The 24,750-nt window shown below is 74.6% G+C and carries 21 protein-coding genes; 10 read left to right on the forward strand and 11 right to left on the reverse strand.

The annotated features are described in order from the left end of the window. Positions 1-14: 14 nt before the first annotated feature. Complete coding sequence (locus tag ACIQU6_RS29540) at positions 15-1,169, reverse strand: beta-1,3-glucanase family protein (protein WP_403484744.1); 1,155 nt, start codon at positions 1,167-1,169, stop codon at positions 15-17. Between the two features lie 188 nt (positions 1,170-1,357). On the opposite strand from ACIQU6_RS29540, the gene ACIQU6_RS29545 reads away from it, so the two are divergent. Then, positions 1,358-2,983, forward strand: a complete 1,626-nt coding sequence (locus ACIQU6_RS29545) for a PucR family transcriptional regulator (protein ID WP_403484745.1) — start codon at positions 1,358-1,360, stop codon at positions 2,981-2,983. 20 nt (positions 2,984-3,003) lie between these two features. Here ACIQU6_RS29545 and ACIQU6_RS29550 read toward each other — a convergent pair whose 3' ends face one another. From ACIQU6_RS29550 to recN, 3 genes are all read right to left on the reverse strand, one after another. Next, on the reverse strand, positions 3,004-4,164 hold the full coding sequence (locus ACIQU6_RS29550; RefSeq protein ID WP_403484746.1) for a glycosyltransferase family 4 protein: 1,161 nt from the start codon (positions 4,162-4,164) through the stop codon (positions 3,004-3,006). Positions 4,165-4,578: 414 nt separating this feature from the next. Further along, entirely contained in the window at positions 4,579-5,373 is a 795-nt protein-coding gene (locus ACIQU6_RS29555) for a hypothetical protein (RefSeq protein WP_403484747.1), read from the reverse strand. A 29-nt stretch (positions 5,374-5,402) separates the two neighbouring features. Then, entirely contained in the window at positions 5,403-7,130 is a 1,728-nt protein-coding gene (recN, locus tag ACIQU6_RS29560; protein WP_403484766.1) for a DNA repair protein RecN, read from the reverse strand. A 261-nt stretch (positions 7,131-7,391) separates the two neighbouring features. Between recN and ACIQU6_RS29565 the strand changes: the two genes are divergently transcribed. After that, positions 7,392-8,885, forward strand: coding sequence for a S41 family peptidase (locus ACIQU6_RS29565; RefSeq protein ID WP_403484748.1), 1,494 nt, complete (start codon positions 7,392-7,394; stop codon positions 8,883-8,885). Positions 8,886-8,973: 88 nt separating this feature from the next. Here ACIQU6_RS29565 and ACIQU6_RS29570 read toward each other — a convergent pair whose 3' ends face one another. From ACIQU6_RS29570 to ACIQU6_RS29580, 3 genes are read right to left on the reverse strand one after another with little or no spacing between them, the layout of a single operon-like run. After that, a complete protein-coding gene (locus ACIQU6_RS29570) occupies positions 8,974-9,852 on the reverse strand; it encodes an NAD kinase (RefSeq protein ID WP_342456968.1) in 879 nt (292 codons plus the stop codon). 59 nt (positions 9,853-9,911) lie between these two features. Continuing rightward, complete coding sequence (locus tag ACIQU6_RS29575; protein WP_403484749.1) at positions 9,912-10,727, reverse strand: TlyA family RNA methyltransferase; 816 nt, start codon at positions 10,725-10,727, stop codon at positions 9,912-9,914. Positions 10,728-10,741: 14 nt separating this feature from the next. After that, the gene (locus tag ACIQU6_RS29580) at positions 10,742-11,062 is read right to left on the reverse strand and encodes a hypothetical protein (protein WP_403484750.1); all 321 of its coding nucleotides are present in this window, start codon (positions 11,060-11,062) and stop codon (positions 10,742-10,744) included. Positions 11,063-11,126: 64 nt separating this feature from the next. Here ACIQU6_RS29580 and ACIQU6_RS29585 point away from each other — a divergent pair, with 64 nt between their 5' ends. Further along, positions 11,127-11,474: a sterol-binding protein gene (locus ACIQU6_RS29585; RefSeq protein ID WP_403484751.1), complete on the forward strand. Its 348-nt coding sequence runs from the start codon at positions 11,127-11,129 to the stop codon at positions 11,472-11,474. Here the strand turns inward: ACIQU6_RS29585 and ACIQU6_RS29590 are convergent. From ACIQU6_RS29590 to ACIQU6_RS29600, 3 genes are all read right to left on the reverse strand, one after another. Then, the gene (locus ACIQU6_RS29590; protein WP_403484752.1) at positions 11,458-12,285 is read right to left on the reverse strand and encodes an ABC transporter ATP-binding protein; all 828 of its coding nucleotides are present in this window, start codon (positions 12,283-12,285) and stop codon (positions 11,458-11,460) included. The genes ACIQU6_RS29585 and ACIQU6_RS29590 overlap by 17 nt on opposite strands. A gap of 94 nt (positions 12,286-12,379) precedes the next feature. After that, positions 12,380-13,468 carry a FecCD family ABC transporter permease gene (locus ACIQU6_RS29595; RefSeq protein ID WP_403484753.1) on the reverse strand — a complete coding sequence of 363 codons (1,089 nt, stop codon included), beginning with the start codon at positions 13,466-13,468 and terminating at the stop codon, positions 12,380-12,382. A gap of 71 nt (positions 13,469-13,539) precedes the next feature. Beyond that, complete coding sequence (locus tag ACIQU6_RS29600) at positions 13,540-14,598, reverse strand: FecCD family ABC transporter permease (protein WP_403484754.1); 1,059 nt, start codon at positions 14,596-14,598, stop codon at positions 13,540-13,542. Between the two features lie 111 nt (positions 14,599-14,709). Between ACIQU6_RS29600 and ACIQU6_RS29605 the strand changes: the two genes are divergently transcribed. Both ACIQU6_RS29605 and ACIQU6_RS29610 read left to right on the forward strand, forming a co-directional pair. After that, the gene (locus ACIQU6_RS29605; protein WP_403484755.1) at positions 14,710-15,735 is read left to right on the forward strand and encodes an ABC transporter substrate-binding protein; all 1,026 of its coding nucleotides are present in this window, start codon (positions 14,710-14,712) and stop codon (positions 15,733-15,735) included. 73 nt (positions 15,736-15,808) lie between these two features. Next, positions 15,809-16,693: a siderophore-interacting protein gene (locus tag ACIQU6_RS29610; RefSeq protein WP_403484756.1), complete on the forward strand. Its 885-nt coding sequence runs from the start codon at positions 15,809-15,811 to the stop codon at positions 16,691-16,693. A 70-nt stretch (positions 16,694-16,763) separates the two neighbouring features. On the opposite strand, the gene ACIQU6_RS29615 is transcribed toward ACIQU6_RS29610, so the two are convergent. Beyond that, on the reverse strand, positions 16,764-17,795 hold the full coding sequence (locus ACIQU6_RS29615) for an HAD-IIA family hydrolase (protein WP_403484757.1): 1,032 nt from the start codon (positions 17,793-17,795) through the stop codon (positions 16,764-16,766). Positions 17,796-17,974: 179 nt separating this feature from the next. Here ACIQU6_RS29615 and ACIQU6_RS29620 point away from each other — a divergent pair, with 179 nt between their 5' ends. From ACIQU6_RS29620 to ACIQU6_RS29640, 5 genes are all read left to right on the forward strand, one after another. Further along, positions 17,975-19,240 carry a DUF1015 family protein gene (locus ACIQU6_RS29620; protein WP_403484758.1) on the forward strand — a complete coding sequence of 422 codons (1,266 nt, stop codon included), beginning with the start codon at positions 17,975-17,977 and terminating at the stop codon, positions 19,238-19,240. Between the two features lie 143 nt (positions 19,241-19,383). Next, positions 19,384-20,949: a pyridoxal phosphate-dependent decarboxylase family protein gene (locus ACIQU6_RS29625; protein ID WP_403484759.1), complete on the forward strand. Its 1,566-nt coding sequence runs from the start codon at positions 19,384-19,386 to the stop codon at positions 20,947-20,949. A 40-nt stretch (positions 20,950-20,989) separates the two neighbouring features. Continuing rightward, positions 20,990-22,315 (forward strand): lysine N(6)-hydroxylase/L-ornithine N(5)-oxygenase family protein, encoded by a 1,326-nt coding sequence (locus tag ACIQU6_RS29630; RefSeq protein WP_403484760.1) that lies wholly within the window; start codon positions 20,990-20,992, stop codon positions 22,313-22,315. Beyond that, positions 22,312-22,884 carry a GNAT family N-acetyltransferase gene (locus ACIQU6_RS29635; RefSeq protein ID WP_403484761.1) on the forward strand — a complete coding sequence of 191 codons (573 nt, stop codon included), beginning with the start codon at positions 22,312-22,314 and terminating at the stop codon, positions 22,882-22,884. The genes ACIQU6_RS29630 and ACIQU6_RS29635 overlap by 4 nt, the downstream gene beginning before the upstream one ends. Beyond that, a complete protein-coding gene (locus ACIQU6_RS29640; protein ID WP_403484762.1) occupies positions 22,881-24,701 on the forward strand; it encodes an IucA/IucC family protein in 1,821 nt (606 codons plus the stop codon). The genes ACIQU6_RS29635 and ACIQU6_RS29640 overlap by 4 nt, the downstream gene beginning before the upstream one ends. Positions 24,702-24,750 lie beyond the last annotated feature (49 nt).

Raw genomic sequence — 24,750 nt, forward strand, 5'->3', positions numbered from 1 at the left:
GTCCGCGTGCGGGGTCAGAACGGGGTCAGGGTGAGGGTGAGTTCCTTGGGGGCGTGGTCCTCGATGTAGGAGGCGAAGCCGGCGACGTCGTCGAAGGCGAAGCCGTACGCCTTGCCGTCCTTGGTGGCCGCGTGCATGGCGCGGGCGTAGTGGTTGGTGTGCGGCTGTCCGTAGAACGCGGCCGGGTCGGTGACCGGTTGGGCGGCGTGGGTGGCCAGGGTGGAGCGGTTGAGGGCGGCGCCCAGGACGGCGGCGACCGGGCCGCGGATCCCGTCGTTGGGGGCGGCCAGGACGCCGTCGCAGAAGAGCACGTCGCGGGTGCCGGGCTTGGTGAAGGAGAGGTTTCCGGGGCCGGTGAAGGCGAGTTGGCCGCCGCTGGTGCGGCCGGTGAAGGTGCCGGCGTTCGTGGTGACCTTGAGGTCCTTGGCGGCGTAGGCGGACCATGCCTCGTCGATGGCGGAGTTGAGGTAGTCGGCGGCGAACAGGCCGGTGTCCAGGCCGTGTCCGGGGGCGATCACCCGGCGGTCGCCGACGACCAGGCGGTCGAAGCCGGCGGCGGCCCTGACGTCGGCGAAGACCTTGGCACGGGCGCCCTCCTTGAGGGTGCCGGTGGTCTGGTCGGCGGCGCCGGTGAGGTGCAGCGCGAGCGGGACGCTGAACATGTCCACCATGGTGGTGTTGCAGTGCATCCCGCTGGCGTCGTAGGTGAACTCGGCGCAGTCGTGCAGCACGTCGTAGTTGGGGTCGCCGGCGACCCAGCCCGCGGGGTAGGCCAGGGCCGGTTTGCCGTTGCCGTCGGCGACCGCCTTGATCTTGAGCTTGCCGCCGAGGGACACGTAGATCCGGCCGGACATCGGGGGCAGTTGGAGCGTGGTGGGGCCGGAGCCGGCGAGCGGGATGGCGTAGTCGGTGAAGCCGTCCTGGCCGTTGTCGGCGAGGGCGACGGGGGCGAGGCGGCCGTCGGGGGTGACGCGGACCTGTTGGCCGCCGGCGTTGCCGATGACGTAGATCCAGGCGGAGGTGTTGGCGTAGGCGCCGGAGCTGTTGACGATGTGCAGCGGGAGGGGGCCGGCCGCGCGGGGGGCGGGGGCGCCGGCGGCCCGGCCGGCGAGGGCGGCGGCGGTGGCGCCGGCGGCTATGCCGCCGAGCAGGGTGCGGCGGGTGATCATGGGGCGGCTCCTCGTGGGGGGTGAGCGCTCTCCTGGTGCGGGCACCCTGCCGAGTGATCCCCGATGCCGTCAAGTGGGCGGGCGGGAGGGGAAGTTGGGGAAGGGCGGGGCGGGTGCTCCCCGGGGGCGGCGGCGGTTATCCGGATGGCGTTCCTCCGGATCGGCGGATGCGCGGTAGCGTTCGCGGCATGGGGCCACGCGCGGCGATCGAAGCCGAGATCACGGTACGCAGGGCACTGGAGCTGCCGTCGTTGCGGCGCGGGCTGCCGGAGGTGCTGGCCGGCGAGGGGCGGCTGGACCGGCCGGTGCGCTGGGTGCACGCCGGGGAGGTGCCGCACATCGCCTCGCTGCTCAAGGGCGGCGAGCTGCTGCTGACCACCGGCCTCGGGGTGGGCACCCGGCCGTCCGAGCAGCGCGCCTTCATCCGCAAGCTGGCGGACCGGGACGTGGCCGCGCTGGTGGTGGAGCTCGGGTCGCGGTTCGACGCGCTGCCAGCGGCGCTGATCGACGCGGCCCGGGACTGCGGGCTGCCGCTGGTCCAACTGCACCGCGAGGTCCCGTACGTCACGGTGACCGAGGAGATCCACACCGAGATCATCAACAGCCACTACGGCCTGCTGCGGCGCGCCGACGAACTGCTGCGGCGCTGCACCGCCGTGCTGTTGCGGGGCGGCGGCGCCCCGGAGGTGCTGCGGCTGCTCGCGGTCTTCACCGGCAACCCGCTGTGCCTGGAGGCGCCCGACGGCAGCCCGCTCTACGCGGCCGGGCCGGAGGGCGACGACGGCGGCGCGGACGCCGATCCGCTGCTGGCCTGGGAGGGGCTGCGGGAGACCGGCGTGCGGATCGAGGTGCCGGGCGGCGGGCCCGGGCCGGACGCGGTGCGCGCCCGGTTGGTGCTGCTCCCGGTGAACGGGCCGCTGGCGCCGGTGCACCGGATCGCCGCGGAACGGGCCGCCGACCTGCTGGCGGTGGTCATGCTCCAGTCCCGTCAGGAGGAGGTGCTGGCCGCCCGCGGCCGCGGCGACTTCCTCGCCGAGCTGGCGGAGGGCCGCGTCTCCGCGGCCGAAGCCCCGGCGCAGGCCCGGCTGTTGGGCTTCCGGCCGGGCGCCGAGGCGATCCTGCCGGTGGTGATGAGGCTGCCGGCGGCGCTGCCCTCCCCCGGGAGCTGGGCGCTGCTCGCCCAGGCGCTGCGCGAGGAGTTGGCCGGGCCCGGGGCGCCGGTCTTGCTCGGTGTGCGGCCCGTGGAGGGCCGGGTGCCGCTGCTGGTGGCGCTGCGCGGCGGCCAGGACCGGGCGGCGCTGGCCGACCGGATCGCCGAGGCGCTGCGCGCCGGCGTCGTCCGGGCCGGCCTGGACCGGCCGTCCGCGCAGCGCCCGGTGGTGGTGGTCGGCACGGCCGGCGACTGGGCGGCGGCCGGCCCCGGGCTGCGGCACGCGGCGGAGGCGGCGGCCGCGGCCCAGGGGTTGCCGGAGGCGCCCTGGTACGACGCCCAGCGGCTGGACATCGAGCTGCTGCTGTGGCGGATGCGGGACCACGGCGAGCAGGGGATGCTCGGCGACTTCGTCGAGCGCGCCATCGGCCCGCTGCTGGCCCACGACCGGACCGCCCGCCAGCCGCTGCTGCCGACGCTGGAGGCGTACCTGGCCAGCGCGGGCCGCAAGGCCGAGACCGCCCGCGATCTGAACGTCAACCGGCAGACGCTCTACGACCGGTTGGCGAGGATCGCCCAGTTGCTGGGGACGGACCTGGACGATCCGGGGACCGTGCTGGGGCTGCGGCTGGCGCTGCGGGCGCGGCGGCACACCGGGCGGTAGCGCGCGGTGCGCGGGCCGGGTCAGACCGGGCGGTCCGAAGGGGTCGGCTGGGTCAACTCGTCGTAGACGCTGAGGACCTGGGCGACGGTGTCGTTCTCGCTGGGCCAGTGGGTGGCCTGGGCGCGGCCGGCCGCGGCGAGCGCGGTGCGGCGCACCGGGTCGGCGAGGAGTTCCAGGACCGTACGGGCCAGCGCGGCGGCGTCGCCGTAGCGGACCAACGCGGCGGCCCGGCCGACCAGTTCGCGGGTGCCGCCGGTGTCGGTGGCCACCAGGGGGACGCCGGCGCGCAGCGCCTCCTGGGCGATCAGCGACCGCGCCTCCCAACGGCTCGGCAGCATCACCAGGTCGGCGGCGGCGAGGAGTTCGGGCACGTCGTCGCGGCGGCCGAGGAGCTGGACCGGCAGTCGTTCGCCGTCGATCCGGCGCTGGAGCGCGGCCCGTTGGGGGCCCTCGCCGGCGATGGCCAACAGGGGCTGGGGGTCCAGCCCGCACCAGGCGCGGGCCGCGTCCAGCAGCACGTCGTGCCCCTGGGAGGAATCGAGCCGGCCGACCGCGAGCAGCAACGGCCGGTCCACCGCGCCCAGTTCGGCGCGCTCCTTGTCGGGGCTGCGGTCGGGGTCGGCGGCGGCCCGGCCGGGGCGGAGGTCCGGGACGGCGACCGGCGCGAGGCGGGCGTCCCTGGCGCCGCGCTCGCGGGCCCGGTCGACGAGGTCGGAGCAGACGCCCAGGACGACCGCGGCGGCCCGCGCCGCCTGACGCTCCATGAGGTGCACCATCTGGGCCCGGGCGCCCTCGGTGTGCGCCTTGGTGTGCCAGGTGAGGACGAGCGGGACCCGGCCGCCCCGGGGGCCGCGCAGCCCGCGCAGGGCCATCGACGCGCGCACGCCCGCCCGCAGTCCGTGCGCGTGCACCAGGTCGGCGTCCCAACAGGTGCCGCGGAGCACGGCCATGCCCGCCGGGTCCAGCCGCGGGGTGATCGGGACGAAGCGGGCGCCGGCCGCGGCGAAGCCGTAGGTCTCCTCGGACTCCGGCGGGGCGCAGACGGTCACCCGGATCCCGCGGGCGACCAGCCCCTCGGCCAGGGAGCGGACGTGCGCCGCGCTGCCGGCACCGCCCTGGCCGAGCACCTGGACCGTGCGCAGCGACGACGGCCCGTGCGGCGGGGTCGGGGTGCAGCTCACGAGGGCGGGCTCCTGGGTCGGGGGGCGGTACACGCGGTACGAACCGTACCGGCGGGGCGGTTTGCCACTGCGAGGTGCCGCGATGTGTCGGGGCGTGGTTGCGTGCCCGGCCCGTGGGCAGGGCGGAGCGGGCGCGCCCCGGCACTGCGCACCGCGCCCAGGATGCCAGTTGGGCACCGTCAATTCGGCACCGTGCGCACGCCGTTCCGGTGGGAAGTCTCATCCGCGGATCCACGGATTCACCCACATGGGCGACATGATGCGTGCGCGGATTGCCACCCGAACGGGGTGAACCCGCCCCTGGAGCGTCACCCCCGCCACTGTCCGGAACCCGACCTTCACTGTCCGGATCGGGTAGCACCGGATCTTCTCCGGGCCGGGCGGCCGGAAAACCGGGGCCGGCGCCGGGGTGGGTCAAAGCGCCCCGGCGAGGCGGCTGATGCGGTCGCCGGCGGCCGCCGCGGCGACCAACCCGGCCGCGTGCGCGGCCAGTCCGGCCCGCCCGTTGCCGGCGACGACGGCCAGGCCGAGGGCGGCGCCGAGGGCATGCGCCCCGGCGTCGCCGAGCATGGTGCGCTCCCCGAGGTCGTCCGCGACGAGCGCGGCCGCGGCGCCGAGGGGGACGGCGGAGAGCGGCCCGGCCGGCCCGCGGCGCAGCAGCCCCGGCGCGGCCAGCACCAGCGCGGCGCCGGCCGCCCGGCCCGGACGCACGTCGAGGAGGTTGACCAGATGGGCCGAGCCGGCGATCACCACGCCCGCCAACACCCGTTCCGCGGGGCGGTCCTTGAGCAGGGTGCCGGCGGCGAGCCCGGCGGCACCGATGCCGAACAGCTTGACCGTGCCGCTGGTGACCTCGCCGTGCCGCAGCGCGGACAGGTGCGCCCGGAAGCCGCGCCGGGGGTCGCCGGCGCCGGCGACGTCGTCGTAGCCGCCGCAGCCGCCAGCGGCCAGCACGGCCAGCGCCGCCGCCGCGCGCGCCCGGACGGGCAGCCCCGGCGCGCTGGCCGCGGCCAGCGCGGTGCCGAGCGCGGCCGCCGGGCCGGCGTGCAGGGTGACCGTCCGGCCCGCGTGGTTGGTCCGCTCCCAGCGGGCCGGGCCGCCCGGTGGCCGGCGGCGCAGCGCCTCGTAGGCGGCCCGGGTCGCGCCGGCCGCCGCGAGCAGCGTCGCGCCCCGCCGCGGCGGCCGGCCGCGGCCGCTGGTCCCCGTCATGTCGCTCCCCCTGGTGGGTCGTTGCTGCGCTACGCGCTGGTGCGCGCGGTCTCCAGCAGCTCCTCGGCGTGCGCGCGGGCCGTCTCGGAGTCCTCCTGGCCGGCCAGCATCCGGGACAGCTCGCGGACCCGGTCCTCGCCCTCCAGGACGGTGACGCCGCTGCGGGTGACCGAGCCGTCGTTGGTCTTCTCCACCAGCAACTGCCGGTCGGCGAAGGCGGCGACCTGCGGGAGGTGGGTGACCACCACGACCTGCGCGGACTTGGCGAGCCTGGCCAGCCGCCGGCCGACCTCGACGGCCGCCTTGCCGCCGACGCCGGCGTCCACCTCGTCGAAGAGGTACGTCGGCACCGGGTCGGAGCCGGCGAAGACCACCTCCACGGCGAGCATCACCCGGGACAGCTCTCCGCCGGAGGCCCCCTTGGCGATCGGCCGGGGCGGGGCGCCCGGGTGCGGGGCCAGCAGGATCTCGACCTCGTCGGCGCCGGCCGGGCCGTAGGCCACCGTGCGGCCGCCCACGACGATGCCGTCGGCGTCCTCGGGCACCTCGCTCTGGTGCAGCGCGACGCTCACCCGGGCGTGCGGCATGGCGAGTTCGCCGAGCTCGGTGGTGACCGCGGCGGCGAAGCGCTCCGCGGACTCGGCCCGGGCGTCGGTCAACTGCTGGGCCAGCTCGCCCAGTTCGGCGCGGAGCGCGTCGCGCTCCGCGGTCAGCTCGGCGATCTTGTCGTCGTCGCCGTCGAGTTCGGCGAGCCGGGCGGCGCTCTCCTCGGACCACGTCAGCACCGCGGTCAGGTCCGCGCCGTACTTGCGGGTGAGGTGGGTCAGGGCGGCGCGGCGCTCCTCGACGGCGGCCAGCCGCAGCGGGTCGGCGTCCAACCCGTCGGCGTAGCTCGCGAGTTCGGTGGCGACGTCGGCCATCAGGATGCCGAGCTCGCCGAGCCGGTCGGCCAGGGCGGCCAGCTCCCGGTCGTGGCCGCGGACCGTCTCCAGGGCGCGGTGCGCGCCGGCGACCAGGGTGGTGGCGTCGACGCCCTCGGGGTCCACGGGGTCGCCGGCCAGCGCGCCGTGCGCGGCGGTCGCGGCGGAGGCCAGCGCCTCGGCGTGGCCCAACCGTTCGGCCTCGGCGGCGAGTTCCACGTCCTCGCCGGGCAGCGGCTCGGCGGCGGCGATCTCGTCCAGGCCGAAGCGGAGCAGGTCGGCCTCCTGGGCGCGCTCCCGGGCTCGGGTGGTCAGCTCGTCCAGCTCGGTGGCGACGGTACGCAGCCGGCGGTGGGCGGCGGTGTACTTGGCGAGCGGGACGGCGACCGCGTCCCCGGCGTAGCGGTCCAGGGCCTGGCGCTGGCGGGCCGGCCGCAGCAGGCCCTGCTGGTCGGTCTGGCCGTGCACCGCGACCAGGTCGTCGGCGAGTTCGCCGAGCAGTCCGACCGGCGCCGAACGGCCGCCCACATGGGCCCGCGAGCGGCCCTCTGCGGAGACCGTGCGGCTGATCAGCAGCGCGCCGTCGTCCAGCTCCGCGCCGGCCTCCTCGGCCCGCACGGCCGCGGGGGAGGCGGACGCGAGGGTGAGCCTGCCCTCGACCACCGCCGACTTGGCCCCGATCCGCACCAGGGCGGGGTCCGCCCGTCCGCCCAGCAGCAGCCCGAGGCTGGTGACGACCATGGTCTTGCCCGCGCCGGTCTCACCGGTCACGGCCGTGAAGCCCGGGGACAGCTCGACGACCGCATCGTCGATGACGCCCAGGGACCGGATCCGCATCTCCTCCAACACGGGTATGACCTTACGAGGTCCCGGGCCCGCCCCGCGACGGCCTCCCCCACACCGCCACCGCCCCCGCACCCCCTCCGCTCCCCTCCGGGACCGGCCGCGCGCCCGGGACCTGCGGAAAACCCCACCGGAAGAGGGGAGGCCGCCGCATGGTCGCCGGTCCGGGCCGGCCGGCAGGCTGGCAGCGCACCGGATCGGCCCGGCGCCCCTTCTCCCGCTTTTCCGCCCCTTCGACCCTTGTGAGGTACTCCCATGAGCGACCCGGCGACGCTCCGGCCGGCTCCCGGCCGCCGCACCGCGTCCCGCCAGGACCGCCGCCCGCGCACCCCGGTCCTGCTGGCCGCCGCCCTGGCCGCGGTGACGGTGCTGCCCGCCTGCACCGCCGCCGCGGCCCCCGCCCACGCGAGGGGGACGGCGCGGGCCGCCGCGCCGTCGCTGGACGGCGTCTGGCGGACGGACGGCTACGGCACCCTCGTCACCCTCCAGGGCCGCACCCTGAAGACCTACGAGACCACCGCCCTCAGTTGCCTGCCGGGCTCGCTCACCGGCAGCCGGGCCGGCACCCCCGGCCCGGACGGCACGGTCCGCTTCACCGTGCCGGACGGGGCGCCGCTCACCGTGGCCCCGGCGGGCCGGGACGAGGCCCGGCTGTCCTCCGAGGACAACGCCGGCCACCGCACCCTGCACCGCGCCGGCGCGCTGCCCGGGCGCTGCACGACCCCGCCGGCCCACGACCCGCGGACGGTCTTCGACGTCTTCTGGCAGACCTACGCCGAGAACTATCCCTTCTTCCGGGCCAAGGGCATCGACTGGAACGCCGTCCGGGACCGCTACCGCCCCCGGATCACCGCCCGCACCACCGACGCCCAACTCTTCGCGGTGCTGCGCGAGATGATCGAGCCGCTGCACGACGCGCACACCCGGGTCGTCGCCGACAAGGACCACTGGTTCGCCGGCAAGCGCCCCGGCACCGTGCTGCCCACCCCGGAGTTCACCACCCGGGTCGACGCGGCGCTCGCCGCCCACCTCGGCCCGGGCACCGTCCAGCGGCACTGGGCCGACGGCAAGCTCTCCTACGCCGATCTGCCCGGCCGGATCGGCTACTTCCGCATCACCCAGTTCGCCGGCTACACCAAGAACGGCGGCTACCCGGACGATGTCGCCGAGCTCGACCGGGCGTTGGACGCCGTCTTCACCAAGGAGCGCACCGAGGGGCCGCACGCGCTCCGCGGCCTCGTCCTCGACCTGCGGCTCAACGGCGGCGGCTCGGACACCCTCGGCCTGCGGATCGCCTCCCGGCTCACCGACCGCTCCTACCTCGCCTACCGCAAGCAAGCCCGCAACGACCCACAGGACGCGGGGCGGTTCACCACCCCGGAGCCGCTCGTCGTCCGCCCGCACCGCGGCCCCGTCTACACCGGCCCGATCGCCCTCCTCACCGGGCGGCTGACGATCAGCGCGGGCGAGACCTTCGCCCAGTCCCTGATGGGCCGCTCGCCCGCGCCCACCCGGATCGGCGAGAACACCCAGGGCGTCTTCTCCGACGTGCTGGACCGCAAGCTGCCCAACGGCTGGGGGTTCGGGCTGCCCAACGAGGAGTTCCTGACCGCCGACGGCCGCACCTTCGACGGAGCCGGCATCCCACCCGCCGTCCGCACCCCGGTCTTCACCGCCGCGGAGCTCTCCGCCCGCCGCGACACGGCCCTGACCCGGGCCCGGGAACTCCTGGCGCGCGGCGGCGCGTAGCCGCACGCCCGCCCACGACAACGGCCCGGACCGCACGCTCGCGCGCGGTCCGGGCCGTTGTCCGTACGGACGGTCCTCAGGACGGGCCCTAGTGGGGAGCGCCCCGCCAACCGGCCACCGGGAGGGCGAACTTGGCGACCAGCCGGTCCGTGAAGGAGGCGTGGTGCAGCCGGGCCAGCCGGACCGGGACGGCGCCGCGGCGGACCTCGACGCGGGCGCCGGCGGGGAGTTCGACGGTGCGCCGGCCGTCGCACCAGAGCACCCCGTGCGGGGTCTTGGGCTGGACCTCGACGGCCAGCACCGAGGTCGGCGCGGTGACCAGCGGCTTGGCGAACAGGGCGTGCGCGCTGATCGGCACCATCAACAGCGCCTCGACCTCCGGCCAGACGACCGGCCCGCCGGCCGAGAAGGCGTAGGCGGTCGAGCCGGTCGGGGTCGCGCAGACCACCCCGTCACCGCCGAACCGGGAGACCGGCCGGCCGTCGACCTCGGTGACCACCTCCAGCATCCGCTCCCGGGCGGCCTTCTCCACCGACGCCTCGTTGAGCGCCCAATCGGTGTGCACCACGGCGCCGTTGTTGCGCACCAGGACGTCGAGGGTCATCCGCTCCTCGACCTCGTAGGAGCGGGTGACGACCCGGTCGACGACCTTGTCGAGGTCGTCGCGCTCGGCCTCGGCGAGGAAGCCGACCCGGCCGAGGTTGACGCCGAGCATCGGCACCCCGGACGTCCGGGCGAAGTCCGCGCCGCGCAGCAGCGTGCCGTCCCCGCCGAGGACGACCAGCAGTTCGCAGCCCTCGGCCGCGCACTGCTCGGACTCCACCCGCTCCACCCGCTCCGGCAGCGGCAGGTCCGCGGCCTCCTCGGCCAGCACCCGCACGCCGATCCCGCTGCGCAGCAGCCCCTGGACGACGAGTTCGGCGCTGCGGACGGCCGCCGGACGGCCGGTGTGCGCGAGCAGGAACACCGTCCGCCCGGCGCGGCCGGTCTCGGGTGCTGCGCTGCCTTCAACTGCCTGGGTAGTGGTCAACTGGGCCCCTCCGCCACTGCACGGTCGACATCCGCCGGGTCGAGTGCAGGCGCCCCGGCGCGCAGCCACAGAAAGTACTCGACATTGCCCGACGGACCGGGCAACGGGCTCGCGGTCACCCCCAGGACGCCGAGCCCCAGCCCCGCCGCGCGGTCGGCGACGTCGCGGACCGCCTCGGCGCGGAGGGCCGCGCTGCGCACCACGCCGCCGCTGCCGAGCCGCTCCTTGCCGACCTCGAACTGCGGCTTGACCATCAGCACCAGGTCGGCGTCGGGCGCCGCGCAGCGCACCAGCGCGGGCAGCACCAGGCCGAGCGGGATGAAGGAGAGGTCGCCGACGACCAGGTCGACGGGCCGGTCGTCGATCTGCTCCAGGGTCAGCTCACGGACGTTGGTGCGGTCCTTGACGGTGACCCGGTCGTCGCTCTGGAGCTGCCAGGCGAGCTGCCCGTAGCCGACGTCGACGGCGACGACGTGGCCGGCGCCGGCCCGCAGCAGCACATCGGTGAAGCCGCCGGTGGAGGCGCCGGCGTCCAGGGCCCGGCGGCCCTCGACCCGCAGCCCCAGGGGGCCGAAGGCGGCCAGCGCGCCGGCCAGCTTGTGGCCGCCGCGGGAGACGTAGTCGGGGTCGGACTCGTCGGCCCGGACGACCACGGCCGCGCTGGTCTCCACCTGGGTGGCCGGCTTGGTCGCGGTGGTCCCGCCGACGGTCACCCGGCCCGCGGCGATGAGCTGGCTCGCGTGCTCCCGCGAGCGGGCCAGCTTGCGGCGCACCAGCTCCGCGTCGAGTCGGCGTCGTGCCACTCCTGCCACCTGTGGTTCAGCTCCTAGTGATCGGGACGGTCGTGCGTCGGGGACGGTGCGGACGGCCCGGGGTGCTGGTCGAGCGAGGCCAGGGTGTCGCGCAGCCCTCGGTGCACATCCTCGTACATGCCCAGGTGACCGCTGACGGGGAGGTGGTCGGCTCCGGCCAGGCGTGCCAGGCCGGCGTCGACCGCGGGCTGGCCGGTGGGGGTCACCGCCAGACCCAGCGGCCGGGGGCCGGCGGGCTCGACGGGGTCGGTGCCGCCGGGGAGTTGTGCCCCTTCCGGGCCTTCGGCCGGGTTGTCGGGGACCGCCGGCTCCGGGTCGTTCGTCGGGTCTGCCATGCCCCCGACGCTACCTCGGACGCCCGCCCCCGGCCGTCCGTGACCTGGCGTATCGTCGGGCGCGATGGCAACTCTCGACCAGTGCCGCGCCGCGCTCGACCGGCTGGCCCACAATCTGTCCTCGGCGGACGGCGAGGTGCGCGGCGCCGCGGCCCTCGACCGCTCCGTCAGCTGCCGCATCACCGACCTCGACACCACCTTCGTCGGCCGGCTGGTCGACGGGGTGCTGCGGGACGTGACCGCGGTGCCCGGGCCGCCGCCGGAGAAGGCCGAGATCCGGCTGTCCATGACCGGGGACGACCTGGTCGCGCTGGTGGCCGGCGACCTCAACTTCGCCCGGGCCTGGGGCAGTGGCCGGGTGAAGCTGGAGGCCGGCTTCCGCGATCTGCTGCGGCTCAGGACGCTGCTGTAGCCGCGGCCGGCACGGCCGTCTTGGCCGGCCGGCGGGCGGCCGGGATGACCAACGGGGTGCCGGACTCGGGGTCGTCGATGATCCGGCAGTCGATGCCGAAGACCCGGTGCACCAGCTCGGCGGTGACGATGTCCGAGGGCGCGCCCTCGGCGATCACCTCGCCGTTCTTCATGGCGATCAGGTGGGTGGCGTAGCGGGCCGCCTGGTTGAGGTCGTGCAACACCGCGACCAGGGTGCGGCCCTGCTCCTCGTGGAGGGTGGCGCACAGGTCCAGGATCTCGATCTGGTGCTGGATGTCGAGGTAGGTGGTCGGCTCGTCGAGGAGGAACAGCGGGGTCTGCTGGGCCAGCGCCATGGCGATCCAGACCCGCTGCCGCTGGCCGCCGGAGAGCTCGTCGACGTAGCGGTCGGCGAGATCGGCGACGCCGGTGGCGGCCATCGACTCCTGGACGACCCGCTCGTCCTCGGCGGACCACTGGCGCAGCAGGCCCTGGTGCGGGTAGCGGCCGCGGGCCACGAGGTCGGCGACGGTGATGCCGTCGGGGGCGACCGAGGACTGCGGCAGCAGGCCCAGCGTGCGGGCGACCTGCTTGGCCGGCAGGGCGGAGATCCGCTCGCCGTCGAGCAGCACCGCGCCGGCGGTCGGCTTGAGCATCCGCGACAGGGCGCGCAACAGGGTCGACTTGCCACAGGCGTTGGGGCCGACGATGACGGTGAAGGAGTTGTCCGGGACGGCGACCGAGAGGCGTTCGGCGATGGTCCGCTGGTCGTAGGCGAGGGTGAGGTCCTCGGCCGCGAGACGGCTGCTCACTGGGTGGCTCCTGGGGTGGTGGGGGTCGTCGGATCGCTGGGGGCGCCGCGGGGGCGCGGGGGCCGGGCGGGGACGGGCGCGCCGGCGCGCTGGCTCACACCCGTCCCGCCCTCCGCTCGATGACCAGCAGCCACAGCAGATAGCCGCCGCCGAGGACGCCGGTCAGCACGCCGACCGGCAACTGGTCGGCGCCGAAGAGCCGTTGGCTGGCCCAGTCCGCGCCGACCAGCAGGGCGGCGCCCATGAGGGCGGCGGGCAGCAGGTTGGGGCCGGGCGAGCGGGTGGCCCGGCGGGCGAGCTGGGGCGCGGTCAGGGCGACGAAGGAGATCGGGCCGGCCGCCGCGGTACCGGCCGCGACGAGGACGACGGCGGCCAACAACAGGGTGATCCGGACGCGTTCGGTCCGCACGCCCAGCGCGGCGGCCGCGTCGTCGCCCATCTCCAGCATCCGCAGCGGGCGCGCCTGGAGCAGCACCATCGGGACCAGCACCGCGCAGACCGCGGCCAGCGGCCAGACCTGGGTCCAGTCGCGGCCGCTGAGCGAGCCGGTCATCCAGGCGGTGGCCCGGGTCGCGTCGTAGATGGTGCCCTTGGTCAACAGGTAGAGCACGACGGCGTAGAGCATGGCGGCGGCGCCGATGCCGACGAGGACGAAGCGGTAGCCGTGGATGCCGCGCTTCCAGGCGAGCAGGAAGATGGCCAGCCCGGTGAGCACCCCGCCGGCGACCGCGCCGCCGGCCACCGCGAAGGTCCCGCCGTGGAACCACACGATCACGATCAGCGCGCCGACCGACGAGCCCTGGGAGAGGCCGAGCACGTCCGGGCTGCCCAGCGGGTTGCGGGAGACGGCCTGGAAGACCGCGCCGGCGAGCCCGAAGGCGGCGCCGACCAGCAGCCCCACCAACACCCGCGGCAGCCGCAGTTCGTGGACGATGAACTCCTGGCCCGTCGTGCCGCCACCGGTCAGGGTGGACAGCACCTCCGAGGGCGTCATCGGGTAGTCGCCGGAGCCGATCAGGGCGACCGCGGCGGCCAGCGCGACGGCCAGCAGCAGGCCCCCGACCAGTACGGCGCGGGCGTCCAGCCGGAGCGAGAGGCCGCCCGCGGTACGCACCGCGCGGGCCCGCCGGCCCGGCGTCCCCGTGGCCGGCCCGGCCTTCTCGGGCTTCACTGTCGCGTTCACTGCGGTCTCTCCTCGTTCCTCCCCGGCGCGGCCCGGGCGCTGTCCGGTGGCCGGCCCTCCCCGTGTGGCCGTCACAGTTGGGCCATCCGTCGGCGTCGGACGAGGTAGATGAAGACCGGGCCGCCGACAACGGCGGTGACGATGCCGACCTGGAGCTCGCCGGGCCGGGCCACCACGCGGCCGAGCACGTCCGCGCCGACCAGCAGCACCGGCGAGAGGACCGCCGAGTACGGCAGGATCCAGCGCAGGTCGGGGCCGGTGAGGGTACGCACCGCGTGCGGCACCATCAGGCCGACGTAGACGATCGGGCCGCAGACCGCGGTCGCGCCGCCGCACAGCAGGGTGACCGCGACCATCGCCAGCACCCGGGTGCGGGTGAGCCCGGCCCCCAGCGCCCGCGCCTGGTCGTCGCCGAGCGCGACGGCGTTCAACGGGCGGGCCAGCAGCAGCGCGAGGACCGCGCCGACCACCAGGAACGGCGCGATCTCGGTCACCGTCGGCATGGTCGCGGAGGCCAGCGAGCCGACCGTCCAGAAGCGCATCCGGTCCAGCGCCGCGGAGTTCAGGAGGTTGACGGCGTTGAGGTAGCCGGTGAGGACGGCGGTCAGCGCGGTGCCGGCGAGCGCCAGCCGGACCGGGGTGGCGCTGCGGGTGCCGCCCAGGACGTAGACCGCGACCGAGACCACCGCGGCGCCGGCGAAGGCGAACCACACATAGCCGGACAGCGAGGTGACGCCGAGGAAGCTGATGGCGGAGACCACCGCGGCCGAGGCGCCGGCGTTGATGCCGAGCACGCCGGGGTCGGCGAGCGGGTTGCGGGTGAGCGCCTGCATGACGGTGCCGGCCAGGCCGAGGGCGGCGCCGGCCAGCAGCCCGAGCAGGGTGCGCGGCAGCCGCACGTCCCGGATGACGACGTCGGTGTCGGAGCCGGAGTAGTGGAACACCCCGTGCCACACCTGGTCGAGGGGGATCTGCTTGGCGCCGACCGCGATGCCGAGGACCGCGACGACGGCGAGCACGGCGACGGAGGCGGCGAGTCCCGCGGCACGGACGCCGGATCGTCGTCGGGGCGCGGTGGGGGGCGGCGCCACCTCGGGGGGACTGGCTGCGGGGGGACTGTCGACCAACACGCCAGTTAGGTTAGCCTACCCTCACATGTTGTCGATCTGCCGGCCCTTCCGGTTCGGCCTGCCCGCCATGCCCGTTGGGGCGTGAACGCTCCAGAGAGAAGCACCAAAGCCATGCGAACCACCCGAAGCGTATCCCTGTCCCGTCGCGGCGTGCTGGCCGCGGGCGGCGCCGTCGGCATCGGCGCCCTGCTCGCCGCCTGCGGAGGGGGCAAGGAATCCGGGGGTTCGGGCGGCGGCAAGGGCGGCCCGTGGTCCTTCACCGACGACCGCAAGCAGAAGGTCTCGCTGCCCCGGACCCCGCGCCGCATCGTCGCGTTCACCGGCACCGCGGCCGCGCTGCACGACTTCGGCATCGACGACCAGATCGTCGGCGTCTTCGGCCCCACCAAGCTCGGCAACGGCAAGCCCGACCCGCAGGCCGGCGACCTCGACGTCGACAAGGTCACCATCATCGGCAACGCCTACAACCAGTTCAACGTCGAGAAGTACGCGGGCCTCGCCCCCGACCTGCTGGTGACCAACATGTACGAGCCGGGCGCGCTCTGGTACGTCCCGGACGACAGCAAGGACAAGATCACCAAGCTGGCCAAGCCCGTGGCCCTCACCGCCTCCCGGAAGCCGCTCGACCAGATCATCGGGCGCTACGCGGACCTCGCGGCCGCGCTCGGCGCGGACCTGAAGGCCAAGAAGGTCACCGACGCCAAGGCCCGCTTCGAGCAGGCCGCCGCGCGGCTGCGCAAGGCCGCCGCCGCCCACCCGGTCAAGGTCCTCGCCTGCTCCGGCAGCGCCGACCTCTTCTACGCCTCCAACCCGGGCGTCAACGCGGACCTCATGTACTTCAAGTCCCTCGGCGTGGACCTGATCGTCCCCGACCACCTGGACAAGGGCGGCTACTTCGAGTCCCTGAGCTGGGAGAACGCCGACAAGTACAAGGCGGACGTGCTGCTGTTGGACAACCGCACCGCCACCCTCCAGCCCAAGGACCTGGCCGCCAAGCCGTCCTGGACCAAGCTCCCCGCCGTCAAGGCCGGCCAGATCGCCCCCTGGTCCAGCGAGCCGCGCTTCTCGTACGCCGGCGCCGCCCCGCTGCTGGAGTCGCTCGCCCAGGCCGTCGAGAGCGCGAAGAAGGTCAACTGACGCACACCCGGGCCGGCTTGACCACCGGCCCGGTCCACCCGCCCCAGCCCGCCCCGTCCCGGGAGGTTCCGACATGACCGCGACCGCCGCCCCCACCACCGCGCCGTTCCGCTTCTTCGACGTCCAGGTCGTCCGCACCCGGCGGCTCGGCCCGTCCGTGGTCCGGATCACCTTCACCGGGGAACGGCTTGAGGAGTTGGCCTCCGGCGGCCGGGACCAGCGCTTCAAGCTGTTCCTCCCGCAGCCCCACCAGGCCGCGCCGGTCTTCGAGGACATGGGGGACGGCTGGTACGCGGCCTGGCGGACCCAGGACCCGGCCGAGCGCCCGGTGATGCGCTCGTACACCATCCGCGAACAGCGCCACGACCCCTGCGAGTTCGACGTGGACTTCGCGCTGCACGGCGCCGACGACCCCGCCTCCCCCAGCGGCGGCCCGGCCAGCCGCTGGGCGCTCGCGGCCCGGCCCGGCGACCGGCTGACCGTCCTCGCGCCGGCCGTCGAGGACAACGGCGGGGTGGACTTCCGGCCGCCGCCCCGCACCGACTGGATCCTGCTGACCGGCGACGAGACCGCCCTGCCGGCCATCGCCGGCATCCTGGCCTGGCTCTCCCCGGGCACCACCGCCAAGGTCTGGATCGAGGTCGGCCACGACGGCGACCAACAGCCGCTGCCGACCTTCGCGGACGCCGACGTCACCTGGCTCGTCCGGGACCACTCCACCGCCCACCAGGGCGAGCCGGTCCTGGACGCGCTGCGCGCCGCCGAGCTGCCCGAGGGCACCCCGTACGCCTGGATCGCCGGCGAGGCCGGCACCGTCAAGGCGGTGCGCCGGCACCTGGTTCGGGAGCGCGGATTCGACCGCCGGGCGGTCAAGTTCACCGGCTACTGGCGGCGCGGGGCCACCGAGGAGGACCTGATCGCGGAGCTGACCGCGGCGGCCACCGCCACCGCCGAGTGAGCCGTCGGGCCCCGCCGCTCCCCGCGGCGGGGCCCGCCCGCATCCTCCGCCCCCCGCACCTGACGTGACGTCACATACCGATCCGGTGCAGTGCCTTGGCCGGATCCGCCGGGCAGCTCCCCCCGCCCGCGGCGGTCCAGGCCGCCGCGCACAGCGCCCGCAGCCCGTCCAGCGGCTCCCCCTCGCCGTCCACGACCAGTTCGCCCCCGGCGACCTCGGCCCGCCAGCCGCCGCACACGAAGCCGGCACCGTCCGCCGTCACCTCCGGCTGCGGCCGCAGCAGCCCGCGCAGGTCCGCGTCCACGTAGCTGGGCCGGTGCGCGGGCGGCGCGGCCAGCAGCTCCGCCGGGGTGGTCACGCCGGTGAGCACCAGCAGGGAGTCCACCCCGCCGTTCCAGGCGCCCTCGATGTCGGTGTCCAGCCGGTCCCCGACCACCAACGGCCGCCGCGCACCGGTCCGCAGCACCGTCTCCCGGTGCATCGGCGGCTGCGGCTTCCCGGCCACCTGCGGCGTCCCGCCGGCGGCGATCCGCACCACCTCGACCAGCGCGCCGTTGCCGGGCGCGATGCCGCGCTCCTTGGGGATCGTCAGGTCGGTGTTGGAGGCGAACCACGGCACCCCGCGCTGCACCGCGTACGCCGCCTCCGCCAGCCGCGCCCAGTCCAGCGTCGGGTCGTAGCCCTGCACCACCGCCGCGGGGTCGTCGTCCGCCGAGTCGACCGGGGTAAGGCCCCGCTCGCGCAGCGCCACCCGCAGCCCCTCGCCGCCGACGGCCAGCACCCGGGAGCCGGCCGGCACCTGCTCGGCGATCAGCCGGGCCACCGCCTGCGCGGAGGTGATCACGTCCTCGGGGGTCGTCGACAGGCCGAATCCGGACAGTTGGTCGGCCACCGCCCGCGGCGTGCGGGCCGCGTTGTTGGTGACGTACGCCAGGTGCATCCCGCCGTCCCGGGCCGCGGTCAGCGACGCCACGGCATGGTCGATCGCCCGGCCGCCGGCGTAGACCACCCCGTCCAGATCCAGCAGCGCGGTGTCGTACGCCTCGCTCAGCGCGCGCCGGCACCCGTCGGGTCGACCTCGCCCGCGATCCTGCTCGCTCATGCCGTCCTGCTCCTCGCTCCTCCGTACCGCACGGAGGGGGTCCCTCGTGCACGGTGCGCGGGCCGTTCCCGGCCTCACCGGGCCCGCCCGTCGGCACCCGCGCGGCTACCGATGTTTCCGGCCGAACGCGGCCTCTCCCCCGATCATCCCGCACCGCCTTCCCGGCATAGCATTCTTCAATGACCACATCCGACGGCCTCCGCCTCCTCCCGTTCCGCGGCCTGCGCTACGCCCCGGACCGGGTCAGCAGCCTCACCGCGGTCACCTCCCCGCCCTACGACGTCGTGGTCCGCCCGGACGGCGTCCGGGCGTTGGAGACCTCCGATCCCTACAACATCGTCCGGCTGATCCTGCCGCAGGCCCCCGATCCGGCCACCCGCCACCGCCAGGCCGCAGACACCCTGCACCGCTGGCGCGAAGAGGGAATCCTCACACCGGACCCGCAGCCCGCGCTGTACGTCTACGAGCAGCGCGCCGGCGACCTCCTCCAACGCGGCCTGATCGGCGCGCTCCGCCTGGACGGTCCGGTCCTCCCCCACGAGGACGTCATCCCGGAGGTGGTCGCGGACCGGGCCGCCCTGATGGACGCCGCGGCCGCCAACTTCGAGCCGCTGCTGCTGTCGTACTGCGGCGACGGCACCGCCAACGGCGCCGCCGGCGTCATCGAGCGCACCGCCCAGCACCCCCCGCTGCTCGCCACCACCACCGAGGACGGCTTCGCGCACCGCCTGTGGGCGGTCACCGACCCCGCCGAGCTGGCCGCCGTCGACGCGGACCTGGCCCGCCGCCAGGCGCTGATCGCCGACGGCCACCACCGCTGGGCGACCTACCGGCGGCTGTACGAGCAGCGCCCGGACGCCGGGCCCGACTCCCCCTGGGCCTCCGGCCTGGTGCTGCTGGTCGACACCGCCCGCTATCCGCTCCAGGTCCGGGCCATCCACCGGGTGTTGCCGCATCTGCCGCCGGACAAGGCGCTGGCGGACGTGGCCGGCGCCTTCCGGATCCGCCGGCTGCCGGGCGAGCTGTCCGCCGCCCTGGAGACGCTGGCGAAGACACCCGGCGCGGCCTTCGTGCTCGCCGGCGGCCCGGACTGCTTCCACCTCCTGGACCAGCCGGACCCCGGGCTGCTCGACCGCGTGATCCGCACCGACCGGCCCGAGGTGTGGCGGCAACTGGACGCCACGGTGCTGCACTCGGTGCTGCTGGACGAGGTCTGGCGGATCCCGGACCACCCGTCGGACATCGGCTACCTCCATCACACCGAGGCGGCGGTGGCCCAGGCCGCCCGGCACGGCGGGACGGCCGTCCTGATGCGCCCCACCTCCGAGGAGACGGTCCGTCAACTCGCCGAGCAGGGCGTCACGATGCCCCGGAAGTCCACGTCGTTCGGACCGAAGCCGGCCACCGGTCTGGTGCTGCGGACCCTGGAGGAACAGGGGAGCTGACGGCCCCGGCGGGCACCCCGAATCCACCCGGTGATCCAGTTAGGTTAGGCTTACCTCACTGCGTCATCGGGCGGGTTCCCCTGCCCCTGTGCACCACCTGCCTGCACAGGACGCGGTCGACCCGCACCAGGGAGGGCCCCTTCATGAGTCTCCTCGCGCACCCCGCCGAGGACCCGGCCGACAGCCGCACCCATCTCCTCAACCAGCGCACCGCCGACCGCTACCACGCCGCCGTCACCGACAGCGTGACGCGGCTGCGCGACCGGTTCGCCACCACCGACCGCCCCTTCACCGGCGTCCGCGTCGACGAACTGGCGCCCACCGTCGCCGCCGTCGACCTCGACGCCCCGCTCCACGATCCGGCCGCCGCCCTCGACGAGCTGGAGCACCTCTACCTGCGCGACGCGATCTACTTCCACCACCCCCGCTACCTCGCGCACCTCAACTGCCCCGTGGTGATCCCCGCGCTCGTCGGCGAGGCCGTGCTCTCCGCCGTCAACTCCTCCCTGGACACCTGGGACCAGAGCGCCGGCGGCACCCTCATCGAGCGCCGCCTGGTCGACTGGACCGCCGACCGGATCGGCCTCGGCCCGGACGCCGACGGCATCTTCACCAGCGGCGGCAGCCAGTCCAACCTCCAGGCGATGCTGCTCGCCCGGGACGAGACCTGCCACCGCGAACTGGCCCGCGACGACGCCGACGACACCGAGAGCGCCGACGCCCGCCGCGCCGCCCTGCTGCCCCGGCTGCGCATCCTCACCTCCGCCGTCAGCCACTTCAGCATCCGCAAATCCGCCACCCTGCTCGGCCTCGGCGCCGACGCCGTCATCGCCGTCCCGGTCGACGACACCAAGCGGATGCGCACCGACGCCCTCGCCGCCGAACTGGAGCGCTGCCGCCGCGACGGCCTGATACCCATGGCGGTCGTCGCCACCGCCGGCACCACCGACTTCGGCTCCCTGGACCCGCTCCCGGAGATCGCCGACCTCGCCACCCGGTACGGCGCCTGGATGCACGTGGACGCCGCCTACGGCTGCGGCCTGCTGGTCTCCCGCCGCCGCGCCCTCCTCGCCGGCATCGAGCGCGCCGACTCGGTGACCGTCGACTACCACAAGTCCTTCTTCCAGCCGGTCAGTTCCAGCGCCGTCCTGGTCCGCGACCACGCCACGCTGCGGCACGTCACCTACCACGCGGACTACCTCAACCCGCGCCGGATGGTCGAGCAGCGCATCCCCAACCAGGTCGACAAGTCGCTCCAGACCACCCGCCGCTTCGACGCCCTCAAACTCTGGCTGACCCTGCGCACCATGGGCGCGACGGGCATCGGCGAGCTCTTCGACGAGGTCATCGACCGGGCCGCGGACGGCTGGAAACTGCTGCACGACGACCCCCGCTTCGAGGTCGTCGTCGAGCCCCAGCTCAGCACCCTGGTCTTCCGCTACCTCCCCGGCGGCACCCAGGACCCCGACCCCGAGCTCACCGACCGGGTCAACCTCCACGCCAGGGAAGCCCTGTTCGCCTCCGGCGCCGCGATCGTCGCCGGCACCACGGTCGACGGCCGGCACTACCTGAAGTTCACCCTGCTCAACCCCGAGACCACGCTCGACGACATCGCCGCCGTCCTCGACCTGATCGCCGAGCACGCCGGCCGCTACCTCGCCGAGCAGCCCGGCGCCGGCCGCCCCGCTCCGGCCCTCAGCGCCCCCTGACACCTCCCCGACCGACCACCCCCCTGCGGAGAGACATCCCGTGACCGTCCCCCACGAGACCCCCTACGACTTCCTCGCCATCGGCCTCGGCCCGTTCAACCTCGGCCTGGCCTGCCTGACCGCCCCCATCGAGGAGCTCAACGGCCTCGTCCTCGACGACCGGCCGGGCTTCGACTGGCACCCCGGCATGATGCTGGACAGCACCCACCTCCAGGTGCCGTTCATGGCCGACCTGGTCACCCTCGCCGACCCCACCTCGCCCTTCTCCTTCCTCAACTACCTGAAGGAATCGGGCCGGATGTACTCCTTCTACATCCGCGAGAGCTTCTATCCGCTGCGCGCCGAGTTCAACGACTACTGCCGCTGGGCCGCCGGCAAGCTGGACAGCGTCCGCTTCTCCCACACGGTCACCGCCGTCGAGTACGACGAGCGCGCCGAGCTCTACCTCGTCCACGCCGACCACCACGGCGAGCGCCACACCTTCCGCACCCGCAAGCTGGTCCTGGGCACCGGCACCCCGCCGCACCTTCCCGAGTCCTGCCGCGACCTGGGCGGCGACGCGGCGCACAACTCCGGCTACCTGGACGCCAAGCCCGCCCTCCAGGCCAAGGACAGCATCACCCTGATCGGCAGCGGCCAGAGCGCCGCCGAGATCTACTACGACCTGCTCCAGGACATCGACGCACACGGCTACCAGCTCACCTGGGCCACCCGCTCCCCCCGCTTCTTCCCCCTCGAATACACCAAGCTCACCCTGGAGATGACCTCCCCGGAGTACGTGGACTACTTCCACGCCCTCCCCGCGGCCACCCGCGACCACCTCAACGCCACCCAGAAGCACCTCTACAAGGGCATCGACTCCGAGCTGATCAACGCCATCTTCGATCTGCTCTACCAGAAGCGCCTGGCCGGCCCGGTCCGCACCCGCCTGCTCACCAACTCGGCCCTGACGGACGCCCGTTACGACGAGGCCACCGGCACCTACACCCTCGACATGCACCAGGCGGAACAGGACCGCGACTTCACCCTCACCACCCAGGGCCTGGTCCTCGCCACCGGCTACCGCTACCAGGTCCCCGCCTTCCTGGACCCGGTCCGCGACCGCATCGCCTGGGACGCCCAGGGCCGCTACGACGTCGCCCGCAACTACAGCATCGACACCGCCGGCCGCGACATCTTCGTGCAGAACGCCGAGCTGCACACCCACGGCTTCGTCACCCCCGACCTCGGCATGGCCGCCTACCGCAACTCCTGCATCATCCGCGAACTCCTCGGCCGCGAGCACTACCCGGTCGAAAAGGCCATCGCCTTCCAGGAGTTCGCCGCCCCGGCCGGCCCGCACGACCCGATGGAGATATCCGCGTGAACGCCCCCCTCTTCACCCGCACCGACCCCGCCCTCGGGGAGTTCGCCCTGCGGCCCGTCGACCCGCTCGCCGACGCGCCCGTCCTCCACACCTGGGTCACCCACCCCAAGGCCGTCTTCTGGCTCATGCAGGAGTGCGATCTGCCCGACGTCGAGAAGGAGTTCACCCGGATCGACGCCGACCCCCACCACGACGCCTTCCTCGGCCTGCACAACGGCGCCCCGGCCTTCCTCATGGAACGCTACGACCCCGCCCACCGCGAACTGGTCGGCATCCACCCCGCCCGCCCCGGCGACGTCGGCATGCACTTCCTCACCGCCCCGACGAACGCCCCCGTCCACGGCTTCACCCGCGCGGTGATCACCACCGTCATGGAGATGCTCTTCGCCGACCCGGCCGTCGAGCGCGTGGTCGTCGAACCCGACACCCGCAACACCGCGGTGCACGCCCTCAACGAGTCCGTCGGCTTCGAGGTCGTCCGCACCGTGCAACTCCCTTCCAAGGACGCCTACCTCAGCATCTGCACCCGCGACCAGTTCCTGGCCACCCGAGGAGACCACCGCCGATGAACGCCCCCTCCCCCGCCACCCCGCAGCAGCCCGCCCAGGACGCCGTCGCGCACCTCACCCCCGAGCTGTGGGCGCGCGCCAACCGCGCCCTAGTCCGCAAGGCCCTCGCCGAGTTCGCCCACGAACGCCTGCTCACGCCCGAGCCGTCGGGCGACGCGGCCGACGCCGACCGCTACGCCGTCCGCAGCGACGACGCCACCACCACCTACCGCTTCACCGCCCACAGACGGGCCCTCGACCACTGGCAGATCGATCCGGACAGCATCAGCCGCCGCCGGGACGACGCCGAACTCCCCCTGGACGCGCTGGACTTCATCACCGAGTTCCACACCTCCCTCGGCCTGTCCGAGGCCATCCTCCCGGTCTACCTGGAGGAGATCAGCTCCACCCTCTCCGGCACCGCCTACAAGCTGGCCGGCAAGGCCCCCACCGCCGCCGAGCTCGCCACCGCCGGCTTCCAGGCCGTCGAGACCGGCATGACCGAGGGCCACCCCTGCTTCGTCGCCAACAACGGCCGCCTCGGCTTCGGCGTCCACGAGTACCACGCCTACGCCCCCGAGGCCGCCGCCCCGCTGGAGCTCGTCTGGCTGGCCGCCCACCGCGACCACGCCACCTTCACCGCCGGCGCCGACCTCGACTACGCCACCCTCATCGACGCCGAGCTCCCCACCGAGACCCGGGCCCGCTTCACCACCACCCTCACCTCCCTCGGCCTCGAACCGGACGCCTACTACTTCTTCCCCGTCCACCCCTGGCAGTGGTGGAACAAGCTCTCCGTCACCTTCGCCGCCGAGGTCGCCCAGCGCCGCCTGGTCTGCCTGGGCCCCGGCGACGACCAGTACCTCGCCCAGCAGTCCATCCGCACCTTCTTCAACACCAGCCACCCCGAGAAGCACTACGTCAAGACCGCCCTGTCAGTCCTCAACATGGGCTTCATGCGCGGCCTCTCGGCCTCCTACATGGAAGCCACCCCCGCCATCAACGACTGGCTGGCCCGCCTGATCGACGCCGACGACACCTTCCGCGCCGCCCGCTTCTCGATCATCCGCGAGCGCGCCGCCATCGGCTACCACCACCGCCAGTACGAGGCCGCCACCCAAAAGGGCTCCCCGTACCGCAAGATGCTCGCCGCCCTCTGGCGCGAGAGCCCGGTCCCCACCCTCGAACCGGGCCAGCGGCTGGCCACCATGGCCTCCCTCCTCCACGTCGACCGCGACGGCGCATCCTTCGCCGCCGCCCTCGTCGCGGAATCCGGCCTGGCCCCCGAGGTCTGGCTCCGCCGCTACCTCGACGGCTACCTCACCCCGGTCCTGCACGCCTTCTACGCCTACGACCTGGTCTTCATGCCGCACGGCGAGAACGCCATCCTGGTCGTCGAGGACGGCGCGGTGGCCCGGGTGATCTTCAAGGACATCGCCGAGGAGATCGCCGTGATGTCCGCCGACGCGGTCCTCCCGCCCACCGTGGAGCGCATCCGCGCCGACGTCCCCGACGACCAGAAGCTGCTCTCCGTCTTCACCGACGTCTTCGACTGCTTCTTCCGCTTCCTCGCCGCCACCCTCGCCGACCGCGGCGTCCTCGACGAGGACACCTTCTGGCGCACCGTCGCCGCCACCGTCAGCGACTACCAGGCGGCCCACCCCCACCTCGCCGACAAGTTCGCCGAACACGACATGTTCGCCCCGGAGTTCGCCCTCTCCTGCCTCAACCGCCTCCAACTGCGCAACAACGAGCAGATGGTCGACCTCCAGGACCCTGCCGGCGCCCTCCAACTCATCGGCACCCTCCACAACCCCATCGCCCCCTTCGCCCCCTGACACCCCCTCCCCCACAAAAACAAGAAGGGCGGGCCCACCCGGGCCCGCC

The organism is Streptomyces sp. NPDC090442 (genome assembly GCF_044769405.1).
GTDB lineage: Bacteria > Actinomycetota > Actinomycetes > Streptomycetales > Streptomycetaceae > Streptomyces.